At 61.6% G+C, this 22,538-nt stretch carries 24 protein-coding genes; 14 read left to right on the forward strand and 10 right to left on the reverse strand.

All coding sequences use genetic code 11. The annotated features are described in order from the left end of the window. Nucleotides 1–2 precede the first annotated feature (2 nt). Nucleotides 3–1,238 (reverse strand): Zn-dependent hydrolase, encoded by a 1,236-nt coding sequence (locus JO965_RS11765; RefSeq protein WP_203443787.1) that lies wholly within the window; start codon nucleotides 1,236–1,238, stop codon nucleotides 3–5. Next, the gene (locus JO965_RS11770) at nucleotides 1,235–2,455 is read right to left on the reverse strand and encodes a diaminopropionate ammonia-lyase (RefSeq protein ID WP_203443788.1); all 1,221 of its coding nucleotides are present in this window, start codon (nucleotides 2,453–2,455) and stop codon (nucleotides 1,235–1,237) included. Before JO965_RS11770 ends, JO965_RS11765 begins: the two co-directional genes overlap by 4 nt. 106 nt (nucleotides 2,456–2,561) lie before the next feature. Here JO965_RS11770 and JO965_RS11775 point away from each other — a divergent pair, with 106 nt between their 5' ends. After that, a complete protein-coding gene (locus tag JO965_RS11775) occupies nucleotides 2,562–3,050 on the forward strand; it encodes an Lrp/AsnC family transcriptional regulator (RefSeq protein WP_246776828.1) in 489 nt (162 codons plus the stop codon). Between the two features lie 155 nt (nucleotides 3,051–3,205). Here JO965_RS11775 and JO965_RS11780 read toward each other — a convergent pair whose 3' ends face one another. Next, nucleotides 3,206–3,553, reverse strand: coding sequence for a DUF6665 family protein (locus JO965_RS11780; RefSeq protein ID WP_203443790.1), 348 nt, complete (start codon nucleotides 3,551–3,553; stop codon nucleotides 3,206–3,208). A 163-nt stretch (nucleotides 3,554–3,716) separates the two neighbouring features. Between JO965_RS11780 and JO965_RS11785 the strand changes: the two genes are divergently transcribed. The 8 genes from JO965_RS11785 (at nucleotide 3,717) to JO965_RS11820 (ending at nucleotide 11,224) form a co-directional block, all read left to right on the forward strand. Beyond that, the gene (locus JO965_RS11785) at nucleotides 3,717–4,709 is read left to right on the forward strand and encodes a 2-hydroxyacid dehydrogenase (protein WP_203443791.1); all 993 of its coding nucleotides are present in this window, start codon (nucleotides 3,717–3,719) and stop codon (nucleotides 4,707–4,709) included. Between the two features lie 332 nt (nucleotides 4,710–5,041). Then, on the forward strand, nucleotides 5,042–5,575 hold the full coding sequence (locus tag JO965_RS11790) for a hypothetical protein (protein ID WP_203443792.1): 534 nt from the start codon (nucleotides 5,042–5,044) through the stop codon (nucleotides 5,573–5,575). Between the two features lie 42 nt (nucleotides 5,576–5,617). Next, nucleotides 5,618–6,253 (forward strand): L,D-transpeptidase, encoded by a 636-nt coding sequence (locus tag JO965_RS11795; RefSeq protein ID WP_203444155.1) that lies wholly within the window; start codon nucleotides 5,618–5,620, stop codon nucleotides 6,251–6,253. A gap of 206 nt (nucleotides 6,254–6,459) precedes the next feature. Then, nucleotides 6,460–7,500: an amino acid ABC transporter substrate-binding protein gene (locus tag JO965_RS11800; protein WP_203443793.1), complete on the forward strand. Its 1,041-nt coding sequence runs from the start codon at nucleotides 6,460–6,462 to the stop codon at nucleotides 7,498–7,500. A 45-nt stretch (nucleotides 7,501–7,545) separates the two neighbouring features. Next, nucleotides 7,546–8,088, forward strand: coding sequence for a hypothetical protein (locus tag JO965_RS11805; RefSeq protein WP_203443794.1), 543 nt, complete (start codon nucleotides 7,546–7,548; stop codon nucleotides 8,086–8,088). 184 nt (nucleotides 8,089–8,272) lie between these two features. Continuing rightward, the gene (locus JO965_RS11810; RefSeq protein ID WP_203443795.1) at nucleotides 8,273–9,358 is read left to right on the forward strand and encodes an AraC family transcriptional regulator; all 1,086 of its coding nucleotides are present in this window, start codon (nucleotides 8,273–8,275) and stop codon (nucleotides 9,356–9,358) included. Nucleotides 9,359–9,647: 289 nt separating this feature from the next. Then, entirely contained in the window at nucleotides 9,648–10,781 is a 1,134-nt protein-coding gene (gene cax / locus JO965_RS11815) for a calcium/proton exchanger (protein WP_203443796.1), read from the forward strand. Between the two features lie 8 nt (nucleotides 10,782–10,789). Further along, nucleotides 10,790–11,224, forward strand: coding sequence for a potassium channel family protein (locus JO965_RS11820; RefSeq protein ID WP_203443797.1), 435 nt, complete (start codon nucleotides 10,790–10,792; stop codon nucleotides 11,222–11,224). A 244-nt stretch (nucleotides 11,225–11,468) separates the two neighbouring features. Here the strand turns inward: JO965_RS11820 and JO965_RS11825 are convergent, their stop codons facing one another. Continuing rightward, nucleotides 11,469–11,645, reverse strand: coding sequence for a hypothetical protein (locus JO965_RS11825; RefSeq protein WP_203443798.1), 177 nt, complete (start codon nucleotides 11,643–11,645; stop codon nucleotides 11,469–11,471). Between the two features lie 429 nt (nucleotides 11,646–12,074). On the opposite strand from JO965_RS11825, the gene JO965_RS11830 reads away from it, so the two are divergent. The 5 genes from JO965_RS11830 (at nucleotide 12,075) to JO965_RS11850 (ending at nucleotide 16,721) form a co-directional block, all read left to right on the forward strand. Beyond that, nucleotides 12,075–12,518 (forward strand): hypothetical protein, encoded by a 444-nt coding sequence (locus JO965_RS11830; RefSeq protein WP_203443799.1) that lies wholly within the window; start codon nucleotides 12,075–12,077, stop codon nucleotides 12,516–12,518. A 533-nt stretch (nucleotides 12,519–13,051) separates the two neighbouring features. Further along, on the forward strand, nucleotides 13,052–14,176 hold the full coding sequence (locus JO965_RS11835) for a multicopper oxidase domain-containing protein (protein WP_203443800.1): 1,125 nt from the start codon (nucleotides 13,052–13,054) through the stop codon (nucleotides 14,174–14,176). Then, entirely contained in the window at nucleotides 14,173–15,384 is a 1,212-nt protein-coding gene (locus tag JO965_RS11840; protein ID WP_203443801.1) for a metal transporter, read from the forward strand. Before JO965_RS11835 ends, JO965_RS11840 begins: the two co-directional genes overlap by 4 nt. Before the next feature lie 169 nt (nucleotides 15,385–15,553). Beyond that, nucleotides 15,554–15,952 (forward strand): Fur family transcriptional regulator, encoded by a 399-nt coding sequence (locus tag JO965_RS11845; RefSeq protein WP_246776876.1) that lies wholly within the window; start codon nucleotides 15,554–15,556, stop codon nucleotides 15,950–15,952. Between the two features lie 145 nt (nucleotides 15,953–16,097). Further along, nucleotides 16,098–16,721 carry a class I SAM-dependent methyltransferase gene (locus tag JO965_RS11850; protein WP_203443803.1) on the forward strand — a complete coding sequence of 208 codons (624 nt, stop codon included), beginning with the start codon at nucleotides 16,098–16,100 and terminating at the stop codon, nucleotides 16,719–16,721. Between the two features lie 178 nt (nucleotides 16,722–16,899). On the opposite strand, the gene rocF is transcribed toward JO965_RS11850, so the two are convergent. The 6 genes from rocF to JO965_RS11880 form a co-directional block, all read right to left on the reverse strand. Beyond that, the gene (rocF, locus tag JO965_RS11855; protein WP_203443804.1) at nucleotides 16,900–17,850 is read right to left on the reverse strand and encodes an arginase; all 951 of its coding nucleotides are present in this window, start codon (nucleotides 17,848–17,850) and stop codon (nucleotides 16,900–16,902) included. A 141-nt stretch (nucleotides 17,851–17,991) separates the two neighbouring features. After that, entirely contained in the window at nucleotides 17,992–19,407 is a 1,416-nt protein-coding gene (locus JO965_RS11860; RefSeq protein WP_203443805.1) for an adenylate/guanylate cyclase domain-containing protein, read from the reverse strand. 147 nt (nucleotides 19,408–19,554) lie between these two features. Continuing rightward, nucleotides 19,555–19,719, reverse strand: a complete 165-nt coding sequence (locus JO965_RS11865) for a DUF1427 family protein (protein WP_203443806.1) — start codon at nucleotides 19,717–19,719, stop codon at nucleotides 19,555–19,557. Nucleotides 19,720–19,722: 3 nt separating this feature from the next. Beyond that, entirely contained in the window at nucleotides 19,723–19,950 is a 228-nt protein-coding gene (locus JO965_RS11870; protein WP_203443807.1) for a XapX domain-containing protein, read from the reverse strand. A gap of 110 nt (nucleotides 19,951–20,060) precedes the next feature. Then, complete coding sequence (locus JO965_RS11875; RefSeq protein ID WP_203443808.1) at nucleotides 20,061–20,882, reverse strand: alpha/beta fold hydrolase; 822 nt, start codon at nucleotides 20,880–20,882, stop codon at nucleotides 20,061–20,063. Nucleotides 20,883–20,905: 23 nt separating this feature from the next. Then, a complete protein-coding gene (locus JO965_RS11880; RefSeq protein WP_203443809.1) occupies nucleotides 20,906–22,537 on the reverse strand; it encodes an MFS transporter in 1,632 nt (543 codons plus the stop codon). Nucleotide 22,538: the final 1 nt, after the last annotated feature.

Raw genomic sequence — 22,538 nt, forward strand, 5'->3', positions numbered from 1 at the left:
CCTTATTGGGCCGCAAGGCGGGTGACGACGTCGAGCAGGATGTTGGCGCCCGCAACGAGGTCGGCATCCGGCGTGTGCTCGCGCGGATTGTGGCTGATCCCGCCAATGCTCGGCACGAAGATCATGGCCGAGGGCGCGATCCGGGCGATCATCTGGGCATCGTGGCCTGCGCCCGAGGTCATCCGTTTCGAGGCCAGTCCGCGCCTCCGGGCAGCATCTTCCACCAGCTCCACGATCCTCCTGTCGAATGTCACTGGCTCGAATCGCGCCAGCCGCTCGACCGAGATCGTGACGTCCTCAGCCGCCGCCAATTCCTTCAAGTAGGAGGCAAGGGCCGCTTCCTCTGCCTGGAGACATCCTTCATCGGGATCGCGCAGGTCTACTGTGAAGACGGCGCGGGAGGGAATGACGTTGATCGCATTCGGCTCGAAGCTCATGCAGCCCACCGTGGCGACGGTGGGTGTGTTTGCGTTGCGGGCCCGGTCGCGCAGGAAGGCGACGACGCGGGCCGCGGCATGGCCGGCATCCCGGCGCATGGACATCGGCGTCGTGCCAGCGTGATTGGCCTCACCCTCGATGGTGACGCGCTGCCAGGAAATGCCCTGAAGGTTCTCGACCGCGCCGATGGGCACGCCCTCGCGCTCCAGCACGGGTCCCTGCTCGATATGCAGCTCGAGATAGGCATGCGGCTTGAGGAAGCCAGGCTCAACGGAGCCGGCATAGCCGATCCGTTCCAGCTCCGCCCCGAGAACGGTGCCATCGGTGCCGATTGTCGCCAGTGCTTCCTCGACCGAAAATCCCCCGGCATAAACGAGCGAGCCCATCATGTCGGGCGCGTAACGTACGCCTTCCTCGTTGGTAAAGGCTGCGACCGCGATGGGCCGGGCAGAGGAGTACCCGGCTGCCCTCAAGGTCTCGATCACCTCCAGCCCCGAGAGCACGCCATAGCAGCCGTCATAGATGCCGGCATTGATGACGGTATCGATATGCGAGCCGAGCAGGATGGGGGCCCTGTCGGCATTATCAGCATGTCTCCAGATCCCGAAGATGCTGCCGATCCGGTCGACAGCAAGTTCTAGGCCCGCATCGCGGATCCAGGCAACAAAGCTGTCGCGCCCGGCCTTATCGGCGTCGGAGCCAGCAAGCCGCACCAATCGGCCGTCACCGTCTCTGCCGATCTGCCCGAGTTCCCGGAGGCGGCCGAGCAGGCGCTCCGCGTTGATCGAGAGCGCGGTCATGCGTGCAATCCTACGGTTCGGTTTGCGGCTCTGGTCAGAACAGCATCCGGTCGCTTTCCAACCAATTCGGTATAGCGCTCTGGATCCGTGGCGCCTTCGGTGTTGATGACGAACACGCGGGACGTTTCAGTGAGGTTGAGCGCAGCCCTGATCTCTGGACTCTCGGCCGCGCGAACGAGGCCGGCAAGACCCGCACCGCCGCTCTCGCCCGCCACGATGGCCGGATCGCTCCCCTGTGGATGAGCCAGGCGGTTCATGACCGCGACCGCATCCTCCTCGTCGACGGTCATGAAGGCGTCGGCGACGCGGGACAGCACCCGCCAGGCGACCAGGGACGGCTCGTAGCATTCGAGCATCGCCATGACCGTGGGCTCGCCATGCTCGATCTTGACCGGATGGCCCGCGCGGGCGGTCTCGAAGAGGCAGGCGGCGCGTGCCGGATCGACCACGATGAAGGTGGGGCGCCGGTCGCCGAGCACGAGCGCGAGATGGCCCGCGACGGCAGCCGCGACACCGCCGACGCCGGCCTGCACGAACACATGGGTCGGCGGTTCGGGAAGCTGGCGCAGGGCCTCACGCACCATGGCGGTGTAGCCCTGCATGACCAGTCCAGGAATGCGTTCGTAGCCCGGCCAGGAGGTGTCGGAAACGACCGTCCAACCCTTCTCGGACGCGACACGGGCAGCCTCTGCGACCGAGTCGTCATAGGTGCCCTCGACCCGGATCATGTGCGCCCCGAAACGAGCGATGGCCGCCACACGTTCGTCGCTGACGCCGGAATGAACGAAGATGGCAGCCCTGGCGCCGACAAGTTGCGCCCCCTGAGCAACCGAGCGGCCGTGATTGCCGTCGGTGGCACAGGCGACAGTCATCCCGGACGCAATGCCACGAATTTCGGGTGCGTGCAGCTCAGCGACATCGACCGGCCGCCCGAGCTGGCGACTGGCTTCCTCCAGCACGAGCCGGATGACCGCGTAGGAGCCGCCTAAGGCCTTGAAGCTGCCGAGGCCCAGGCGGAAGCCCTCATCCTTGATGTGGATGGCGCCCACGCCGAGTTCGCCGGCCAGGGCCATGAGCGCGTGCAGGGGCGTCGGAACATGGTTGTCGCGATGGGCAAGATACCGCTCGACGTCCTCGGCCGATTTCACGCCCAAGATTTCGGCATCGATCAGGTCAAGAGGCTTGCGGTAGTCGGGGTGCTGGTTGGGAAGAAACATCGCTGTCCTTGGCTAAGATGGCGAGAAGATATTGCACCAAGCATGAGAAAGGCGCTCTATTTACGCCCCTCGAACGCAAGATTTTTTCGCATGAATGGAGTCCCCAGTGTCCAAGCCTTTATCTCCGGTCACCCTGGACGCCTTCGATCTGGCCATCTTGAACATCCTGCAGCGGGACAATTCCACCCCGCAGCGGGTGATCGGAGAAACCGTCAACCTGTCAGCCCCGGCCGTGCAGCGCCGCATCCGACGGATGGAGGGGGCCGGCGTCATCCAGGCCAATGTCGCGGTCATCGATCCGGCCCAGGTCGGGCAGCCGATCACGATCTTCGTCGAGGTCGAGGTGATCAGCGAGACGGCGGAGTTGATCGATGCCGCCAAACGGGAGTTCGCTTTGGTTCCGGAGGTGCAGCAGTGCTACTACGTCACCGGAGAGGCTGACTTCGTGCTGGTGGTCGTGGTGCCGACAATGACAGCCTACGAGGCGCTCACGCGTCGCCTGTTCTTCGGCAACAACAACGTGAAGAGGTTCCGCACCTTTGTCGCCATGGACCGCGTCAAGGTGGGCTTGGCTGTTCCCCTGCCGGGTAACTGAATACTTTGAGCCCTGCGGACATCGAGGCGCAGGGAATGATGGTTTCAACGGGTCTTGGTAATCTAGAGCATTTTTCGGCGAAGTGGATCCGGTTCGCCGTCAAAGAATGCGGCAAACCAAGAAGCAGAGATGATTCCACGTCAGTGGAAACGGCTCTAGTCTGGCTTGCGCTTGACCTGCCCAACCCGGTTTAGGACTTCGCGTGGAATACTGTAGTCCCTCACCACAGCCTCCCAGTTCCGAAGCCCGCACAGTTCCCGCTGGATCATGAAGACCCAGACACGGTCGGCAGCCTCGTCCAGCAATGCAACACGCCGATGGTCCCGGTCCGATCCGTGCGTTCCGGCATCAAAGGCCCGTAATGCAGCAAGGGCCTGCTCGACCTGAGCGCCCAGGGCTCCCAGAGTTTGCGCCTTCTGTCCCTGCAACTCGTACTCGAGGACGCTCCAGCCAGTTTCCCGCTGGAAGCTGGTCGATAAGCTCTGAGGAATGCGAACTGCCACTTTATGACTCCGCAACGCGTGATGATATGAGAGATGATGCCGTTGCCCTTAGGTGGAAGCGCGACACCCTAGCGCAAGCCCGCATTGGGTTGAACATTGTGCTTTTGTATGGTCCTGCGGAGCCAGGATCTGCACCGTGATGGTCTCAGGATGGAGGTGTGCGATGCGAGTTGCCATGTTCAGCGCGAAGAAATACGAGCGTATACTGCTAGATGAGTTGAACGCGAGTCATAAGCACGACCTCGTCTTTTATGACATGCTCCTCGGGCCTGAGACGGTACCTCTAGCAGCGGGGTTCCCGGCAGTCAGTGTTTTCGTCAACGATTCCGTCGATGGCAATGTTCTGAAACAACTCGCAGCCGGCGGCACGAAATTGGTTGCAACGCGCTCGACCGGTTTCAATCACATCGACGTCAAGGCAGCGAAGGATCTCGGCGTCACGGTCGTGCGTGTCGTCGATTATTCTCCAAACTCCGTGGCCGAATTCGCCGTCGGATTGCTTCTTGCGCTCAACCGCAAGATCCCGCGGGCCTACAATCGCACGCGCGAGGGCAATTTCGAACTCGACGGGCTCATGGGCTTTGATCTCGTCGGCCGGACCGTGGCTGTGATTGGCACTGGGAAGATCGGGATTATCTTTGCCCGGATCATGGCCGGATTTGGCTGCAAGGTGATTGGCTATGACGTGAGACACTCGCCCGAGTTCGAGAAAATCGGCGGTCGTTACGTCGCTGCCGACGGGGTCGAAGAAGCGGACGTCATCTCGCTGCACTGCCCGTTGATGCCGGAAACCCATCATATCGTCAATGCCCGTTCGCTGGCTCGAATGAAGAGAGGGGCGCTTCTGATCAACACGAGCCGCGGCGGGCTCGTCGACACTGAGGCGGCGATCGAAGCGCTCAAGTCCGGCCAACTCGGCGGGATTGCGATCGACGTTTACGAACAGGAGGCCGGCCTCTTCTTCAAAGACCTGTCGAGCACCGTGATCCCGGACGATGTGATCCAGCGGCTTGTCTCTTTTCCAAACGTGATACTCACCGGGCACCAGGCGTTCTTTACGCGCGAGGCTATCGGAACAATTCTGGAGACAACCCTTGCAAGCATCTCGGATTTCGAAGCCGGTCGTCCGCTGGCAAATGAAATAGCCGCGCCTTGACGAACATTGCCCTAGACGAGGGGGCGGGTGATCTTGGGCCACCGAGCCGTGGCCGCAGGATATGCGCCACTGTCTCAAACTGCCAAGCACACGTCTCGAACTGTCAAGCACGAAGGCGTGAACCTGCATAGTGTCTGGGCTCCCAGATAGAATGAGCACCAAGTGCAAGGGGAAGCGGTCAGCACGGACAACACCGATCCGTAATCTCGTGCGGCGCGGACTGAGGGGTCGGTCCTCGGGACGGGCCTTCCGCTTTCGCCTCACCGACGTGTGCAAGTTGATGGACGCAGGAGCAGGACGTGCCACCGGAAGTACCTCTCACGGGCATAAGCATGAAAAGTAATGGTGACCTCGGCGGGGCCGTGAGCTCGTCAGAGAAATTCAGGTTTCTCCTGTGGCATCAAGGTGTCCTTCGCGGGCTCGTCGTGGCGGCGGCCGTTGTGCCGATCCTCGCCGGCTGCGTCTCTTCAGGAGGCGAGGCATCCCCCTCCGCCAATGTCGAGGCTCCCGCGGCCTTTGCACGCGAGCGACTGATCGGCCGATGGGGTGTCGCGTCGTTCCACACCGACAAGGATCGACAGAGGACCGAGCGCGAGGCGCGTGCCCAGTGCAACTTGCCTTACACAATTGCGAAGGGGCCGACCGACGGCGTGATGATGCATGTTGCCGACGACTCGAAACTCTATGAACTCAGGCTCAAGGGGGACAGATCGGGCCGAACCTACCTTGGTTTCGAAGCACCGCCAGGCGACCCGCAGGATCGCGAGATCCTGTCGGCGACGGATAATCTCATGCTCATGCGTTTCGTCGATCCGGATGCGAACCGGCGCTACGGGACCTTCGTGTACGTCCGTTGCAGCGCCTGACGATCGATTGCCCAGCAAGCGGAGGACAGCACTTTGCGAAAGTTGCGAATGAAGTTCGGCGGGCCAGCGCTGGCCTATTGGGCTGTGGTCGCATGGGGCGTGCTGGCAGCCTGCCTTCCTTTCCAGCGGGCCGAAGCACAGGCGACGCCATCCTCACGGGAGACGCTCCAGGTCCTTGACGAGCCGGGGCGCATCTCGACCGAGGAGGTCGTCATCACGGACGGACCCTATGCCCGACAAATCGTGTTCTTCAGGTCCAGCGAGCCGCCCGGCACCTTGGTCATCCACACATCGGAACGGTTCCTTTATGTGGTCCAGGGCAACAACCGGGCCCTGCGCTATGGCATCGGGGTCGGACGCGAAGGCTTTCAGTGGTCTGGATTGGTGCAAGTCAGCCGCAAGGCCGAGTGGCCCGATTGGCGCCCGCCGCCTGAGATGATCTCGCGTCAACCCTACCTTCCGCGCTTCATGGCAGGTGGCCCGGGCAATCCGATGGGTGCCCGCGCGCTGTATCTCGGATCGACCGTGTTTCGCGTCCATGGCACCAACCAGCCGGAGACGATCGGCCATGCCATCTCGTCGGGCTGCTTCCGGCTGGCCAATGGCGACATCATCGATCTTTACGAGCGGGTGCCGGTCGGCACCAAGGTCGTGGTGCGGCATGGCGCCAGTCTCTAGCGCATCGTGCGGACCCAGCGGGCCGCGCCAGCGAAAAGCGGATCCGGTTTTCGCTGACGCGGACCTCCGGTTCCGCATCAACGATGCGCCGCTTAAGGGATTGAGCATCGGATTGGATCCCAAAAGTGGGTCCACTTTTGGGTCCGATGCTCTAGCGCGGGCGTTCTAGCCCGGGATTGCGATGCATCACGGAACGGAGATTGGAGATGACGGTGAACGCAGCCAAAGTTGATATCCGCTGGGCCTTGGCATGTCTCGTAGCTCTCGTGCTCGGCGTTTCGGCTCTGCCTGCGGCAGCCGGAACTCTTGAGACCGTGAAGCAGCGCGGCGTCCTGCAATGCGGCGTCAGCGAGGGCCTGTTCGGGTTCTCGGAGCGCAACGGTCAGGGCGAGTGGTCGGGCTTCGATGTCGATTTCTGCCGCGCCGTCGCGGGTGCCATCTTTGACGACCGAACGAAAGTCTCGTTCGTTCCGCTATCCGCGGGCGAGAGGTTCGATGCCCTCCGTGCGGGCCGTGTAGATCTTCTATCACGGAATTCAACCTGGACTCTGGAGCGGGAGGCGGGCCTCGGTTTGGCCTTCGCCGGCATCACCTACCATGACGGACAGGGCTTCATGATCATGCGCGATCTCAATGCGACCTCGGCGCTGGAACTCGATCGTGCCAGGGTTTGCGTCGAGACGGGAACGACAAGTCAGCTCAATCTGGCCGACTTTTTTCGGGCCAACTCGATGACCTTCGAGGAGCGCGCCTTTCCGACTGCTTCAGAGACCCTTAATGCCTTCCAGTCCGGTCAGTGTAACGTCCTGACGCGGGACCACTCCGCGCTCTACGCAGAACGCCTGAAGCTTCCTCGCCCTGGCGACGCCATCATCCTTCCGGACGTTATCTCGAAGGAGCCGCTCGGACCGGTGACGCGCGCGGATGACTTCGCTTGGTTCACCATTGTGAAGTGGGTGAACTTCGCCCTCGTGAATGCGGAGGAGATCGGGATCTCGTCCCGTAATGCCGACGAGGCAGCGACTTCCGCCAAGCCCGATGTGCGCCGCTTCGCGGGCCTGGAGGGTAGCTTCGGCAAGATGCTGGGACTGGATGATACCTGGGCGCTGCGCGCCGTGCGGGCCGTCGGCAATTATGCCGAGATTTACGAGCGGAATCTCGGCGTCGATTCGCGACTCGGCATCCCGCGTGGACTGAACCAGCTCTGGAGCATGGGAGGCATACTCTACGCGCCACCGCTTCGGTAGCAGCGATATGGGAGCGATTGAGTTAGATCGCCAAGGGACAGGCCCATGCACAGCAAGAATCCAGGATGGTATGCCTTCAGGGCGATTGGATCGGCTGCGGCACTCGCTCTGCTTCCAGTCATATCGGCTCCGGCCGTGGCAAACTCCCCGATGGCGGACGGAACCCGCACGGAACCTGCATTGAGATTGTTCGAAATCCTTCAGGAGCGGGAGCTGCAATACGCTAGGGCGGCTGTCTGCGGGCCCCGCGGTGGTGCGGTGGCGAGAGGTCCTCGCGGAGCTGTCGCGCGCGGCCCGCAGGGCGGGGTCGCTGCCCGAGGGGCTTATGGTGGTGCCGTCGCACGCGGTCCCGGCGGCAACGTTGCAGTTCGCCCTGGCTATCGGCCACCTGTGCCGCCAGGCGGCTGGTATCGGCCGTCATCCTACTGGTGGCGACCGGGTGGAGCCATCGCGGCCGGGGCCGCACTCGGTTTCGTCACGGCGGCGGCAGCGACCGCCTATGCCGGGCAGGCGCCGGCTTCAGGATATTGCTGGTACTACACCAATCCTCAGCGCAGCCAGGGATTCTGGGACGTCTGCCCGCGCTGATCGAGGACGCATCGCTTCTTCGACGTGCAGCTACCAGGATATGCCCTAGCTGCCGCAGGGTAATGACCCAATGGATTTTCAGGGTTTTTACCGATACCCTGACCATGCGGCGTCAGATAGCCTCGGGCCTTGATAGCATGGCGGATCCGGTTCGATCCGCACGACGCGCTCAAGGTAGGAAGCGATGACCAACGACATCGTGCTCCCGTCAACGAGGATCAGGGGACTGAATACCCCATCGATATCGCCGGCGGGATGGACGCTTCCTCCTGGCTACATCCACCTTGGCATTGCAAAAGAGATCGGACCGGCCCTGCGCGAGCTGGGTGTCGATCCCGATCCTGTCATCCGGGATGCAGGCCTCGATCCGCGGCTCTTCGACGATGCGACGAACGTCATTCCCCAAGCGGCCCTAGGTCGGCTGCTCACCTTGTGCGTTGCTCGCACCAACTGTCCTCATTTCGGACTTCTGGTCGGCAAGCGTGCCTCCATCCTGTCGTTCGGCATGGTCGGGCGCTTGATGCAGCATTCGGAGACCGTCATCAACGCGTTGCGGGCGCTGGTATCGAATCTGAGCATCCAGGACCGGGTTGCTGTCCCGTCGCTGGCAATCAGCGGGGATATGGCGCTGTTCAGCTACGCCGTGTACCGGTCCGAGAGTCAGAGTGCGGACCAGATCTCGGACGGTGCAATCGCAGCCTCAGTCAATGTACTGCGCGTCCTGTGCGGATCCGCCTGGCATCCAACGGAGGTGTTTCTTCCGCGCGCCATTCCGGTCGATTCCGAGCCTTTCCGGCGTCACTTCCGGGCTCCGGTTCGATTCAATCACGAGATGGCCGCGATTGCCTTTCCGACCCGAGATCTGCATGTGCGGATCAGCGGCGCCGATCCCATGCTCCGGGCGATGCTGGAAGAGAGGATCGGCCAATTGAAGGGTGGATCGGGATCTGAGTTCTCAGACGACATCCGGCGATTGCTGCGCACACGGCTGACCAGCCGTCGCTGTTCGGCAGACGACGTTGCCGGTCTGCTGGCGATTCACCGCCGCACCCTGAGCCGTCGCCTGAAGGGCAGCGGCATGGGTTATCGGTCGATCACGAACGAGATCCGGTTCGAGATCGCCCGTCAATTGTTGGAAGACACCGAGGTGCCGCTCGGACAGATCGCGGCGGCACTGGGTTATTCGGAGGCGAGCGCCTTCACTCGCGCCTTCCGACGCTGGTCGGGCGTAACGCCGACCGCTTGGCGAACCACCGATAGTCTGGGGTGATGCGTTGACGGCAAAAGCTGTCAAATGCTCGCCTCGACAGATCAAACGCGGAGTTACGGCGAGACCAGGATGAAATCGAAGGCGGGTGACGAAGTGTATCCTTATGTCCGCTGTTGTTGCGAAAATTGCGACCGGTGTTCGTTGTGGTTGGTAATGATGACTGACGGCGGCCTTGGTTGAGAACGGCTGACGTCGCTCAACTCCAGGTCGGAGGGCCGCTCCGTCGCCGTAGTCAACGGACGATGAATGGGATTGCCAGTTTGAAGTGGAAGAGGCGACGGAAGAAGTCATGATGGGCAAGCCATTTGGACCGGAGCACCCGGTGATCGAGCCATCGCCGCACAGGCCCTCCCTCCTGTGGCTTCTGGCTCTCGCGCCCGTTTCCGCCGCCCTCGATCTCGCCAGCGTTGTCCCGGCTGGCGTCGTCTTCTTCTGTGCCGCTCTGGCCATCGTGCCGTTTGCGAAGCTCATCGTCCAGAGCACCGAGCAGATCGCTGTTCACACGGGCGCCACCATCGGAGGTCTCCTCAATGCCACCTTCGGCAATCTTCCGGAACTGATCATTGCCCTGGCCGCTCTGCGGGCTGGCCTGCTGGAAATGGTCCGTGCCTCGATCATCGGAGCGCTGCTCGCCAACCTTCTGGTGGCCCTCGGCTTCGCTTTCCTGCTTGGCGGCCTTCGCCATCACAATCAGGAATACAACCCGAATGCCATCCGGACCTATTCGTCGACCATGGTGCTGGCCTGGATCAGCCTAGCGCTCCCGAGTGCGTTCCATCGTGCCCTGGAAGCGGAGCCGCACCTAGGTGTACACGCCACGCTCGACCTCGTGGTCGCGATCGTCCTTCTTGGACTCTATGGGCTGTTCCTGCTCTATTCCTTGAGAACCCATCCGGAGACGTTCGTCGAATTGAACGCTCTCACCTCGGACGAGGAAACTGGCGAGCATTCCAGTCTCGCGCGGGGCATTGCCACATTGCTGTTCGCTTCGCTCGGCGCCGCATGGATGAGTGAGATCCTCGTCGGTGCCGCTGAGCAGGCTGGTCACGCGTTGGGCATGTCGCAAATGTTCATGGGAGTGATCGTGCTTGCTCTCGTTGGAGGCGCGGCGGAATCCGGATCTGCTATTGCGATGGGGAGGGCTAACCGGGTCGATCTCAGCATCGGCATAGCCCTGGGGAGTTGTGTGCAGATCGCCTTGTTCGTTGCTCCTATGCTGGTGCTGGTCGCACCAGCCATGGGGCAGACACAGTTCAGACTAGTCTTCTCGCAAGCGGAGATGTGGATGTTGTTCGGAGCAGTGCTCCTCGGAGCGACGGTTGCGACCACCGGTCAATCCAACTGGTTCAAGGGCGCTCAGCTACTGGCTCTCTACATCATCATCGCGACCGTACTATACTTGGTTCCCGTTGCTTCGCCATAGTTATTGATATGCTGCGACAGCTTCTCATGGGTGGCTCCATCAGCCTCTGTAACATCGCCATTCATGCAATCGTGATGGCAATGGTGGTGAGTGCTGCTCGCAGGACGTTGAAGTGGGAACACCGCCGGTCTCAGGGTTGGCTTGCCGCCGTCATGGTTACAACCGTCGGGATTCTGATGGTCGCGCATGTCGCCGAAGTGATAGCGTGGTCTCTTGCTTATGCGATCTTAGACGTGGCGCCTGTCGGGGCCGATGTCCTGTACTTCGCTTTCGTCAACTATACGACGCTCGGTTATGGCGATGTCGTCCCGGTGGAGCGCTGGCGTCTGCTCGGACCCATGGCGGCTATGAACGGGGTGCTGTTGTTCGGATGGTCAACAGCCGTCATCTTTGAGGTGCTCAGACAGGCCATGCGCGACCGGAATCAGAGGGGAGGGCGGTGAGCATCGCCCCGGCGACACCCGTGATCTTCGGTCAATGACTTCGTAAACCAGCCCGTCTGTAGGAATCCCTGTTTGCTGGACGAATGTTGGTCGTATGACGAAGCCTAGAGCATCGGATCCAAAAGTGGATCCACTTTTGGGATTCAATCCGATGCTCCACTCTTTGAAGAGCGCATCGTTCGGTGCAGAAAACCAGGTCCACTTTTCCGCACGATGCGCCGCTCAATGATCTAGAACCGTTCGTTTATCGAGGAAGGCCGCGCATCGGCATTGCAGCACCGCCATAGGTGTCGTTGCGGATTGCCGGGGCCTGGAAGGCTTGAGACGTAACGTAGTTTGGTAGATGGGATTCAGATTCCGCGCTGGACATGCAGCCCGTCAGAAAAGCACTTGCTACCAGTGCAAGGAAGATCGTTTTCATGAAAACCCCTTGATCCACTGGCAGTTTGTGTTGCCAGTAGGCACTCTGCCTAGAACGGCCTAGATACTAAGCATATCTCTGCAGAGCAGCAATCAATACTTATGAGAAGCCTTGTCGATCATTGAAACTATCATGCAAAAGCTGTATTGATGTCTCGAAATGCCAAGCCGCAGTCCCAAAGTGTCAAGCAAATTGGCTATGGATCGGCATTACTGAAAACTGAACAACCGCGCAGGGAACTCTCGGCCTTTCAACCGGTGGGGACGACCGCTGCGGAACTGCAAATACCGGCATCGACCAGGATCGCTCGTTCAGTGCTAGTCATACAAACTTGAGACCCTCCAGTTGGCGACATCCGAAGGGCCAAGTGCGTGCATGGATGCATGACGAGTTTCAAGTTCACCTTGCTGGCGAGGAGGGAAGGCGTCCATGCTCAAATTCCAACGTGCTCTTCGGTTTGGTTTGATCGCACTTGCAGCATCGCTAGCGCCGGTACTGACGAAACCGACATGGGCTGCGACCGGAACCGTCCATATTGAGATTGCCAAAGCGGGCTTTATTGTCGGCGTCGGTGGCGGTCGAGGAACGCTCGTCTTCAATGGTCGCCGCTACCCGTTGAGAGTCGGCGGTTTGAGTGTCGGCGCGACGATCGGAGTGTCAAAGGCGGATTTAGTCGGGCGGGCTTACAATTTGCGCCGAGCAACCGATATCGCCGGTACTTATACGGCCGTCGGAGCAGGGGTCGCCGCCGGTGGCGGCGCGTCTGGCATCCGATTGCAGAACGCAAGAGGGGTTGTTCTCGAACTGCGCGGCCGCAACATCGGGCTGGAATTCAATGCCAATGTCAGCGGAGTGGAGATCAGTCTGCGTTGACGATGCGTAGGTGCCGGTCGGATCTCCGTGAAGGTTCCTGCGCGGTAATCCGATATTGAATCGGAAGGTTCCGTCGTGACCTCTGGGTGCACGGATTCGATTTGTTGCTTGGAGATTGGCGTCAGGAGCGCGGTTGGATTCCTGGCAGCGCGCGCCGGATCCCCTTCGTGGACGCTCGCTTCTTCGCGGGGTGTGTATCTTTTCCTAGCGCACCGTGCAGAAAGGTGGACCCGGTTTTCCGTATCAACGATACACTAGAATTTGGAAGCTCTCGAAATCGAATACCCGTCATAGGGTCGCGATAATCGGGCGCAAAGGTTAAGACGGCGCTCGAAACCAAAGCAAGCCCTTTGGGACTGCCTGCCCGACCTATGCAAATCCTTTGTAGAGCAGGGGATTCAGCGCCTACGCCTCGGCTCCGCATGACGCGCCAGTCATTATCCCTGGTTGAGGCATCGCCAAACGGATTGAATCAGGCCAAAAATTGAGCTATAATTGCAAATGCTTTGCAAAAGCAAAAAGGCTGAGCAGCCATGCGCGCCTGGCTTCGGGAGTCTCTCAGTCGACGTAGCCTCCTTTGGGGCGGTGCAGCCGCTGCGAGTGGCTCGATGCTTGGCAGCATTGCCGCAGGCAGTCGAACATCGCACGAGAACCATGGTGACCACTCTGTTGTGACGACAGACGCAACACCGGATGGCTCTCACAGTGCCCATGGCAACATGATCACCGTCGGCGATGTCGATGCCACCCGCAATGGCTTCGACCCCTCATCGCTCCTGACCGACTGGGATACCGGAATTGTCTCGGCGCTGCCGGACGGCCGCACGCTCCGCACCTTTGAGATCATCGGCGAGGACAAGGAGATCGAGATCGCGCCGGGCATTCTTTTCCCAGCCTGGACTTACAATGGCCGGGTACCTGGCCCGAGCCTCCGCGTCACCGAAGGCGACCGCGTTCGCATTGTCTTCCACAACAACGGGTCACATCGCCACTCCATCCATTTCCATGGCATCCATTCGGCACGGATGGACGGAATTCCTGGTGCGGGCGAGATCGGTCCCGGCGAGGAATTCACGTATGAGTTCGATGCGCTTCCCTTCGGCTGCCACCTCTATCACTGCCACTCGCTGCCGTTGAAGCGGCACATCCACAAGGGCATGTACGGCGCCTTCGTCATCGATCCCGACCCGACCCGTCATCCCGAACTGGCTGAAGTTGCCCGTTCACGCCTTCTCGGCACACCAGAGAACCAAGGTTGGCAGGAGTTCGTCATGGTGATGAACGCCTTCGACACCAACTTCGATGGCGAGAACGAGGTCTATGCCGTCAACACAGTTGCGCATCATTATGCCAAGCACCCGATCACCGTCGTTCGCGGCAAGCCGGTACGGATCTACCTCGTCAACGTAGTCGAGTTCGATCCGATCAACTCGCTTCATCTGCACGGCAACTTCTTCGATTATTACGACCACGGTACGACCCTGACGCCGACATTGCGCACTGTCGACACGGTCATGCAATGCCAGGCCCAGCGCGGTATCGTGGAGTTCGCCTACCGAGACCATGAGACCGGCTTGTACATGTTTCACGCTCACCAGTCAGAGTTCACCGAGCTCGGCTGGATGGGCATGTTCGATGTGGTGGAGGCTGCCGCATGAACGATATCGCGGGTCCGGAAACTGTTGGTGCCCCAGGTGCGTCCAGAGCGCGACCGGGATACGCCATCGTGTTGTGGATCGCCTTGCCCTTGGTCCTGCTGGGGCTCGCGGCTTCATGGCTTGTGCTGTCAGATCCGTTGCGCGCCTTCAATAACGGCGCACCGCCCGTCGAACGGTTGACGTTCGAGCGTCGTATCCTCGATAACACCGGCATCCACCTTCTCGTGCGGGCGGGCGGCTCCGAGCCTATGACCATCGCGCAGGTCCAGGTCGATGATGCGTACTGGACCTTCACCCAGGCCCCCCCTGGTGACCTCCCCAGGCTCGCCACCGCATGGATTCACGTCCCTTTCCCCTGGACCCTTGGCGACGCACACGTGGTTCGGGTCGTGACGAAGACGGGAACCACATTCGATCATGAGGTCCCGGTGGCGGTGCGGACGCCGGAGTTTCAGTCGAGTCAGCTTGTGCCGCAGGCAATGCTGGGAGCTTTTGTCGGTATCGTCCCAGTCGCCATCGGGCTGATGTTCTACCCGGCATTGCGCGGAGTCGGATCGCAGGGCATGGGCTTTCTGCTCGCCCTCACGATCGGCCTGCTCGCCTTCCTGTTCGCCGACTCGCTTGAGGATGCGCTCGAATTGGCAGGCGAGGCCGCAGCCGCTTTCCAGGGGCCTGTGATGGTGGTCCTCGCGGCCCTGATCAGTTTCCTTCTGCTTTGGGTCATCGGCCGACGCCGTGGTGCTCCCACCGGGCTGGCGCTGGCGACATACATCGCCATCGGCATTGGCCTGCACAACCTCGGCGAGGGGCTCGCCATCGGCGCCGCCTTCGCGGCCGGGGCGGCAGGATTGGGGATCTTTCTCGTGCTTGGTTTTACCCTTCATAACGTTACCGAAGGCATCGGAATCGCGGTGCCCCTTGTGAAGGAGCCGCCGCCTCTGTCAGCCTTCGTCGGCCTGGCGCTGTTGGCGGGCGCTCCGGCCATCCTGGGAATGTGGCTCGGTAGCCTTGCCTACAGCCCGCTCTGGGCGGCGCTCGCGCTGGCGATTGGGGCCGGGGCCATCCTTCAGGTCATCGTAGAAGTCGGCGCCTATCTCTACCGCCTGGACGACCGATGGAAGAGCGGGTCGGTTCCGGTCACCGCCATTGGCGGACTCGTGGCCGGTCTGTCGTTGATGTATGCCACTGCCGTATTGGTGAAGGTCTAGCAAGCGAGGAATGGCCATGGCCGCTCGCGAGACGAAGCAGTCTGATCATCGAAACCCGAGCGACAGGGGGAACAGTGTCAGCAGGTCCCGTGCAAGTGCTCGAGGCGCTCATGGGATCGCCGTCGTGCTGCAGACGAACCGCATCGAGGCACAGTGCCGGGCGAAGGGAATGCGGCTGACAGGCCAGCGCCGCTTGATTGCCCAGGTTCTCTCGGAGGCTCAAGACCATCCGGACGTCTTCGAACTGCATCGCCGTGTCGTCGCCCAGTGCCCGCATGTCGCGCTCGCCACCATATACCGCACGGTCAAACGTTTGGAGGCAGAGGGTATTCTGGAGCGGCGTGAGTTCCGTGATGGTCATGCCCGCTATGAATGGGCGTCGAAGAAGCACCACGACCATCTGATCGATCTTGAAACCGGCGCCGTCATCGAGTTCCGGAACGCCGAGATTGAGAGGTTACAGGAAGAGATCGCGAGACAGCTCGGATATCGGCTCGTTAGTCATCGCCTGGAGCTTTACGCCGTGCCGATCCCGGTCAGCCCTCATTCGGGCGGGGATGTGTCCTAAATTGGCGTCGAACGGGCGGGTCCAAGAGAGCCGTCCACGAGAGCCATTGTGAGGGATTGATCTCATTGGTGCTTACCATAGCCGGAGCTTGGAAAGTCATGGTCGCCGCTGTCATCGTTTCGAACGCATACCCCGGGAGGCGGTGATGACCGGCGCACGGAGCGAGCACTGGGACAAGGTCTTCACGACGAAGGTGGAGAATGAGGTCAGCTGGTTCCAGCCAAGACCAGAGACCTCACTGCGCCTGATCCATGCCTGCAACCTCCGGAAGGATGCATGCATCCTGGATGTCGGGGCCGGGGTCTCTCACCTCCCTGATGTCCTTCTCGCCGAAGGACTCAACAATGTTGTCTTACTCGATGTATCAGCCGCAGCCCTCGAAAGGCTCAAGGTGCGCCTCGGCGGCGACGGGCGCAGTGTTCGCTTCATCGTTGCCGACATCACCACATGGGAGCCCGATCTCGTGGTCGACCTCTGGCATGACCGGGCGGTGCTGCATTTCCTGACGGAGTCGGGAGATCGCGCTGCCTATGCGGAAGCGCTTCGCCACTCCGTGAAAATGGGCGGGTTCGTCATAATTTCGGGCTTCGCCTTGGGCGGGCCGGAGCGATGCAGCGGCTTGCCTGTATTGCGGGCCGGCCAGGATGACATTGCGGCCCTTCTCGGTCCCGACTTTGATCTGCTTGAAGCGTTCGAGGAGGATCATCAGACCCCGTCGGGCGGCAGGCAGCGGTTCGTTTTCACGCGGTTCCACCGTCGGCTCGTTTAGGAGGAATCCTAGTGGCCGATGCCCTTGGTATCCTGCATGTCAGTCGCGGTGCTGGAAAAAACCATGACCGCGCCGCTACAGGCGATGGCGCGTATCTCTACAATAAGCGCATTCCGAGCCATTCACATGCCAGGACGGTAAAGTGCTGCACCGTGGCACCAAGCGGACCTTGATTGGCTCAACCGACCTTGGGCGTGTAACGGTAGCTCTGGGTGGGGCGGTCGAGAACGCGCCGTCCCATCAGGCTCGCGACAAGATCGACCATAAGCAGGGCCGTGCGCCCACGTTCATCGAGAAAGGGATTGAGTTCGACCAGGTCGATGCTGCCGACGAGGCCGCTATCGTGAAGGATCTCCATGATGAGATGCGCCTCGCGGAAGGTCGCGCCGCCAGGAACGGTGGTCCCGACGCCGGGCGCGATGCCAGGGTCAAGGAAATCAACGTCGAAACTCACATGGAGCGCACCATCTGCCGCCGCAACACGCGCGAGAAAGGAATCAAGCAACGGAGCGATGCCGTTCTCATCGATGGCCCTCATGTCGTGGATCGTCACACCAGCCGTCTTCAACGCGGCGCGCTCTGCCGGATCGACGCTACGGATGCCCATCATACAGACGTTTTGAGGCTTAATCGGAGCGGCAAGAGCGGGGAAGTAGCCTTCGAACCCATCAAGGCCCGTTGCGTAGGCCATCGGCACGCCATGCAGGTTGCCGCTTGTCGTCGTGCCGAGGGTATGGAAATCGGGATGCGAATCGAGCCACAGAACGAAGAACTCGCGCCCCTCTTCCGTCGCGCGACGGGCTAGGCCAGTCATCGAGCCGGCCGAGAGGCTGTGATCGCCGCCGATGAAAATCGGCATGCCGTCACCGCTCGCAAGGTAGGCCGCTTCGGCGAGGGCCTCGGTCCAGGCGACGGTTTCCGGCAGGGACTTGATAGCCACGTTCGGGTGCTGCAGGTCTCGGAGCGGCCGGGGCACGATGTTGCCTCGGTCCTCCACGACATAGCCGAGGTTGTGCAGTTCGGTAATCAGGCCGGCGGTCCGATAAGCGCTCGGGCCCATATCGCAGCCAAGCCTGCCGGCGCCCTCCTGTACCGGAGCGCCTAACACGATGCACGGCTTCGGCGTCATTCCACTCTCCTCGGGTTCTGCCAAGTCAACGGTTAATGATGATCAGTTGAGCAGGAAAATTTGACAAAAGGATTATGCCGCATGTCGCATCGATAAGCGCTTCTCCTCGATGCAGGCAATGGGTTGCATGAGCCTTTCAGCCTAAGCTGGGCTTTGCGAACCGAGAGGACCGACAGGAATGCCGCCATCTCCGGTCATGATGGAAGTCGCAGGGGCAAAGATCGCTACGGGTTCCTTGCGTCCGGCGAGAGGCTCGCGACCGATTTCCCGCCAGGCGGCGCGGTCCGATGAGCCTTCGACGGCGGCACCGGAGGCCAGGATCATCTCTCCATACCGCTTCGTCGCTTGCTCGAGACGCGAGGCGACGTTCACCGCATCGCCAAGCACCGTGAACTCCATCCGTTCCTCGTCGCCGACAATGCCGCAAAAGACCTCGCCGACATGGATGCCGATCCCGATTCGCACGGTATGAGGCAGTTCGCGAGCCGCATTCCAAGCCTCGACGATCCGTATGAGGTCGTGTGCGAAAGCAAGAGCGCGTGCCGCGTCGTCGCTGTTCTCGTCTGGGACGCCGAACAGAATCAGGGCTCCGTCACCGATGAACTTGTCGACGAATCCGTGGTGCTTGCGCACGCAGCCCAAGATCCGGGTCCTGAAGGCGGTGAAGAATTGCGAAAGGCGCTCCGGATCCATACCTTCCGCCATCCCGGTCGAGTCTCGGATGTCGACAAAGACGATGACGGCCCTCTGGCGGCGACCACGGCGTAGATCGACGTCGCCCGCCGCCACCCGGGGTGCGATCTCGGCCGGGAGGAAGCGTGAGAGGCTGGCACGCCCGATGGCATCCTTGACTGCGGAGGACAAGAGCCGTCGCGAGCGGATGATGCCAAAGGCTGTGGCTGCTCCGGCCAGGAGCAGCAGCTCGAACCGCATCACATTGACCGGCATCGAAAACAGCCTGTGCCACGCTGGCGCCTCCACAGCGGCAGCGTCCAGGACCAGGCGATGGTCCAGCGCGATGGCGATCCCCATCAGGCCGAGCGCCAGAAGTGCAATGGCACAGAGCTGGACCTTGACGTCGTAGCGTAGGGCTCCAACGGCCAGAACCAGCGGTGCCGCCCAGGCGATAGGGGCGGACGGCAGGGCGTTGCCGGGCAACCCGCGCTCGCCAATGGCAAGAAACGTGATGATGAGCACGAGCCCGACATCCAGCATCATGAACATGTAGGCGAACCCGTGGTGCCAGCGCTGTGGCACCGCAAGCACGATGCTGGCCGCACCGACTAACAGGAAGCCGAGCGAAGCAATCCAGGCATTCCGCTCGAACAGGTCGAGCGACACGCTTGTCAATTGAAGCAGCACCCGGTCTGCAGCAATCACTGTCACGAAGACGCATATGCCGATCGCCATGCGCAGCCACCCGATCAGTCGCTCTGCCGCGACCTCGTGGCGACGCATCAGTGCAGCAACGAGGTCCCCTTCTAAGGGACGACCGGGTATACCGATGAAAGGTTCTGCCTCGCGAGGCGGATCGTCCGCGCGCAGATCTGGCCGCATGACGGCCTCCTGGCTCCTCGGCTCGGTAGGGCGGGCCACTGGCCTATTAGAGCATGACCGCTCCCCTGCGACCAGAGGGCGTCACTTGAGCCCGCCACCCCGTCGTCCTTATGATCCGCCTGCGATCGGAGGTGCAATGCCGCGTGCTCACCGAACCTCGAGGACGTGCCCGGTAAGCAGGAAGCCGATGGTCATCGCAACCACCAGCAGGGCTCCGACTACCCTAGGAGGGGCAGGGGACGGTATGTCGAACCAGCGGCAGAAGGCTCCAATGGCAAAGGCCATCAGCAATCCGGCAAGAAGCGCAACCATGTGTCAATCCGCCTGCCGCTCCGACGCGATGCGTGCGGCTCGTGTGCGACCATCGGGTCCACCGCAGTTTTCGCGCTGGGGCGCGAGGCGATCCACGAGTTGGTAGTCGGCCGACATGGCCAGAACGAGGGCCGCTCCCGTGAGAGCCAAAGGTGCCGGAAGGGGCAATTCAGCAAGACGGCACACGATTCCGACACCGAAGGCGAGGAGCAGTCCGAGCAAGACCTTCATGCTAGAGCATCGGACCCAAAAGTGGATTCCACTTTTGGGTCCGATGCTCCCTCCTATAAGCGGCGCATCGTTCGGCGCGGAAAACCGGATCCACTTTTCCGCACGATGCGCTAGCTTTTGATGAACGCGAGGACGTCGGCGTTGAACCTATCCGCCTCGGTTTGCGCCAAGCCATGCGAGCTGCCCGGATAGATCTTGAGCTGGGCACCCTTGACGATCTTCGCGCTCTTTTCCGCTGCAGCCTTGATCGGGACGATCTGGTCGTCATCGCCATGGATGAAGAGGGTCGGCTTGTCGATCTTCTTCAGGTCCTCGGTGTAGTCGACTTCCGAGAATTCGTGGATGCAGTCGTAAGCGCCTTTGATGCCGGCCATCATGCCTTGAAGCCAGAAAGACTCGCGCAAGCCTTCGTTGACCTTCGCGCCGTCGCGGTTGAAGCCATAGAATGGAAGGCTGAGGTCCTTGAAGAACTGCGATCGGTCGTCGGCTGTATTCTTGCGGATGCCGTCGAAGACGCCGATCGGCGTGCCTTCTGGGTTGGCGTCGGTCTTCAGCATCAGCGGCGGCACCGCACCGACGAGAACGACCTTCGCGACGCGTCCGGTACCGTGGCGGCCGATGTAGTGCGCCACCTCGCCGCCGCCGGTGGAATGGCCGATCATGATGATGTTTCTCAGATCGAGCTTCTCGATCAATTCGGCCAGGTCATCCGCATACCGGTCCATGTTGTTGCCGTCCCAGGTCTGGTCCGAGCGGCCATGGCTGCGGCGGTCATGGGCGACGACGCGATAGCCCTGTTGGCCGAAGAACAGCATCTGACCGTCCCAGGCATCGGCCGTGAGCGGCCACCCGTGCGAAAAAAGGATCGGCTGCCCGGATCCCCAGTCCTTGTAGAAGATCTTGGTGCCGTCTTTCGTCGTGATCATTCCCATGGGGTGCTCTCCTTCTGCTTGCTTCAACGTTGTTGCCGGCCTGGCTTGTCGAGCGCCAGGAAGTGTTGGACGAGGGGAGGCTCCGCTCCCTGGTGAAATCGCCTGACCGCGACCTGGATATCTGCATCGGCCTTCGAGACCCGCTTGTGCTGACGCATATGCTCGGCCCAGGATTCGATGAAGAACCATTCGACAATGTGCTCGGGATCGGCCGCATCCTCTGAGACGCCCCAGGCATAGGCGCCATCGCGGCGACGCCCTTCGGACATACGCTCGACGGCTCTGAGAAAGGCGGGACGATCCGTTTGCGAGACGCGATAAGTGACCGTGATCATGACCGGTCCCCGGTCATGCGCGACGGGTTCTGCCATGGCCGGCTCCGGCCAGTGCAATGAGGGCGTCAGGTCGCCCTCTCCGCTGGGCAGGGGAGCCCTGTGGGCCAGTGCTGCGGTGAGGGCAAGGCCGATGCCGGCTGCAATCAGGGTTGCGTCCGTGCCGATTTCCTGAGCGAGAAAACCCCAGCCGAGACTGCCCGCCGCCATGGCACCGTTGAACGCGGTGAGATAAATCGCCAGGCCGCGCCCCCGGATCCAGTTCGGCAGGATGGCCTGCATGATGCTGTTGAGCGTGGTCAGCATCGCGATCCACGCGATCCCGAGTACGAAGGTTGCGATGATTGCCACGATCTCGGAATTCGTCAGAGCGAGCAGGGCGGTCGAGCCTGCCGTCACGAGCGACGCCAGCAGGATGAGACGATCCTGCCCGAGGCGGGCGCGGGCCCGCGGAAGCAGGATGGCGCCCGCGATGGCACCGGCTCCGACGCTGCCAAGCATCAGGCCGTAGAAGCTCGGGCCTCCTCCGATCTCCTGGCGCGCGACGATGGGAAGGAGTGCCCAGACGGCGCTGGCGAAGGCGAAGAACAGCACGGCCCGCCACAGGATACGGTGGAGATCGTGGCTGGCCCGGGCATAACGCAACCCTGCCCGCAGGGCTCCTCCGAACTGCTCCCGCAGGCCGTCATCCACATCGGCTTCGCGCCGCCACCAGAGCAGAGCTCCTCCGACAACGATATAGGTGAGAACGTCAAGACCGTAGACGGTTGCTGCTCCAAGTGCAGCGAGGAGAAAACCTCCCAAGGCCGGACCGACGGAGCGGGCGATGTTGATGCCCAGCGAGTTGAGGGCGACGGCACCTTTGAGGTCGGATCTCGGAACGAGTTCCGGCGTGATGGCCTGCCAGGCGGGCGTCGCCAGCGCCGCACCCACTCCGCCGAGGAAGGTGAGGACAATGAGGGTCTCGACAGAGACCGTTCCTGACCAGGCGAGGAAGGCAAGAAGGGAGCTTACCGTTCCGAGCATGACCTGGATGGCTATCAGAAAGCGGCGGCGGTCTAGGATATCGGACAGGACGCCCGCTGGAATGGCCAGCAGAAAGACCGGAAGGGTTCCGGCGGCTTGGATCATCGCGACCGAGGCCGGAGAGGCGGAGATCTCCGTGACAAGCCAGGCGGATGCCACGTCCCTCATGAAGGTGCCGACATTGCCGAGCACCGTGGCAATCCAGATCACCGCGAAGAGACGGTGCTGCAGTGGCGCAAAGGTACCAGGCGGGGGAGAAGGTGTTCCTTCGGTGACCGTGCTCCGGATATCGGTCATG

The organism is Microvirga sp. VF16, from assembly GCF_016864375.1.
Taxonomy (GTDB): Bacteria; Pseudomonadota; Alphaproteobacteria; order Rhizobiales; family Beijerinckiaceae; genus Microvirga.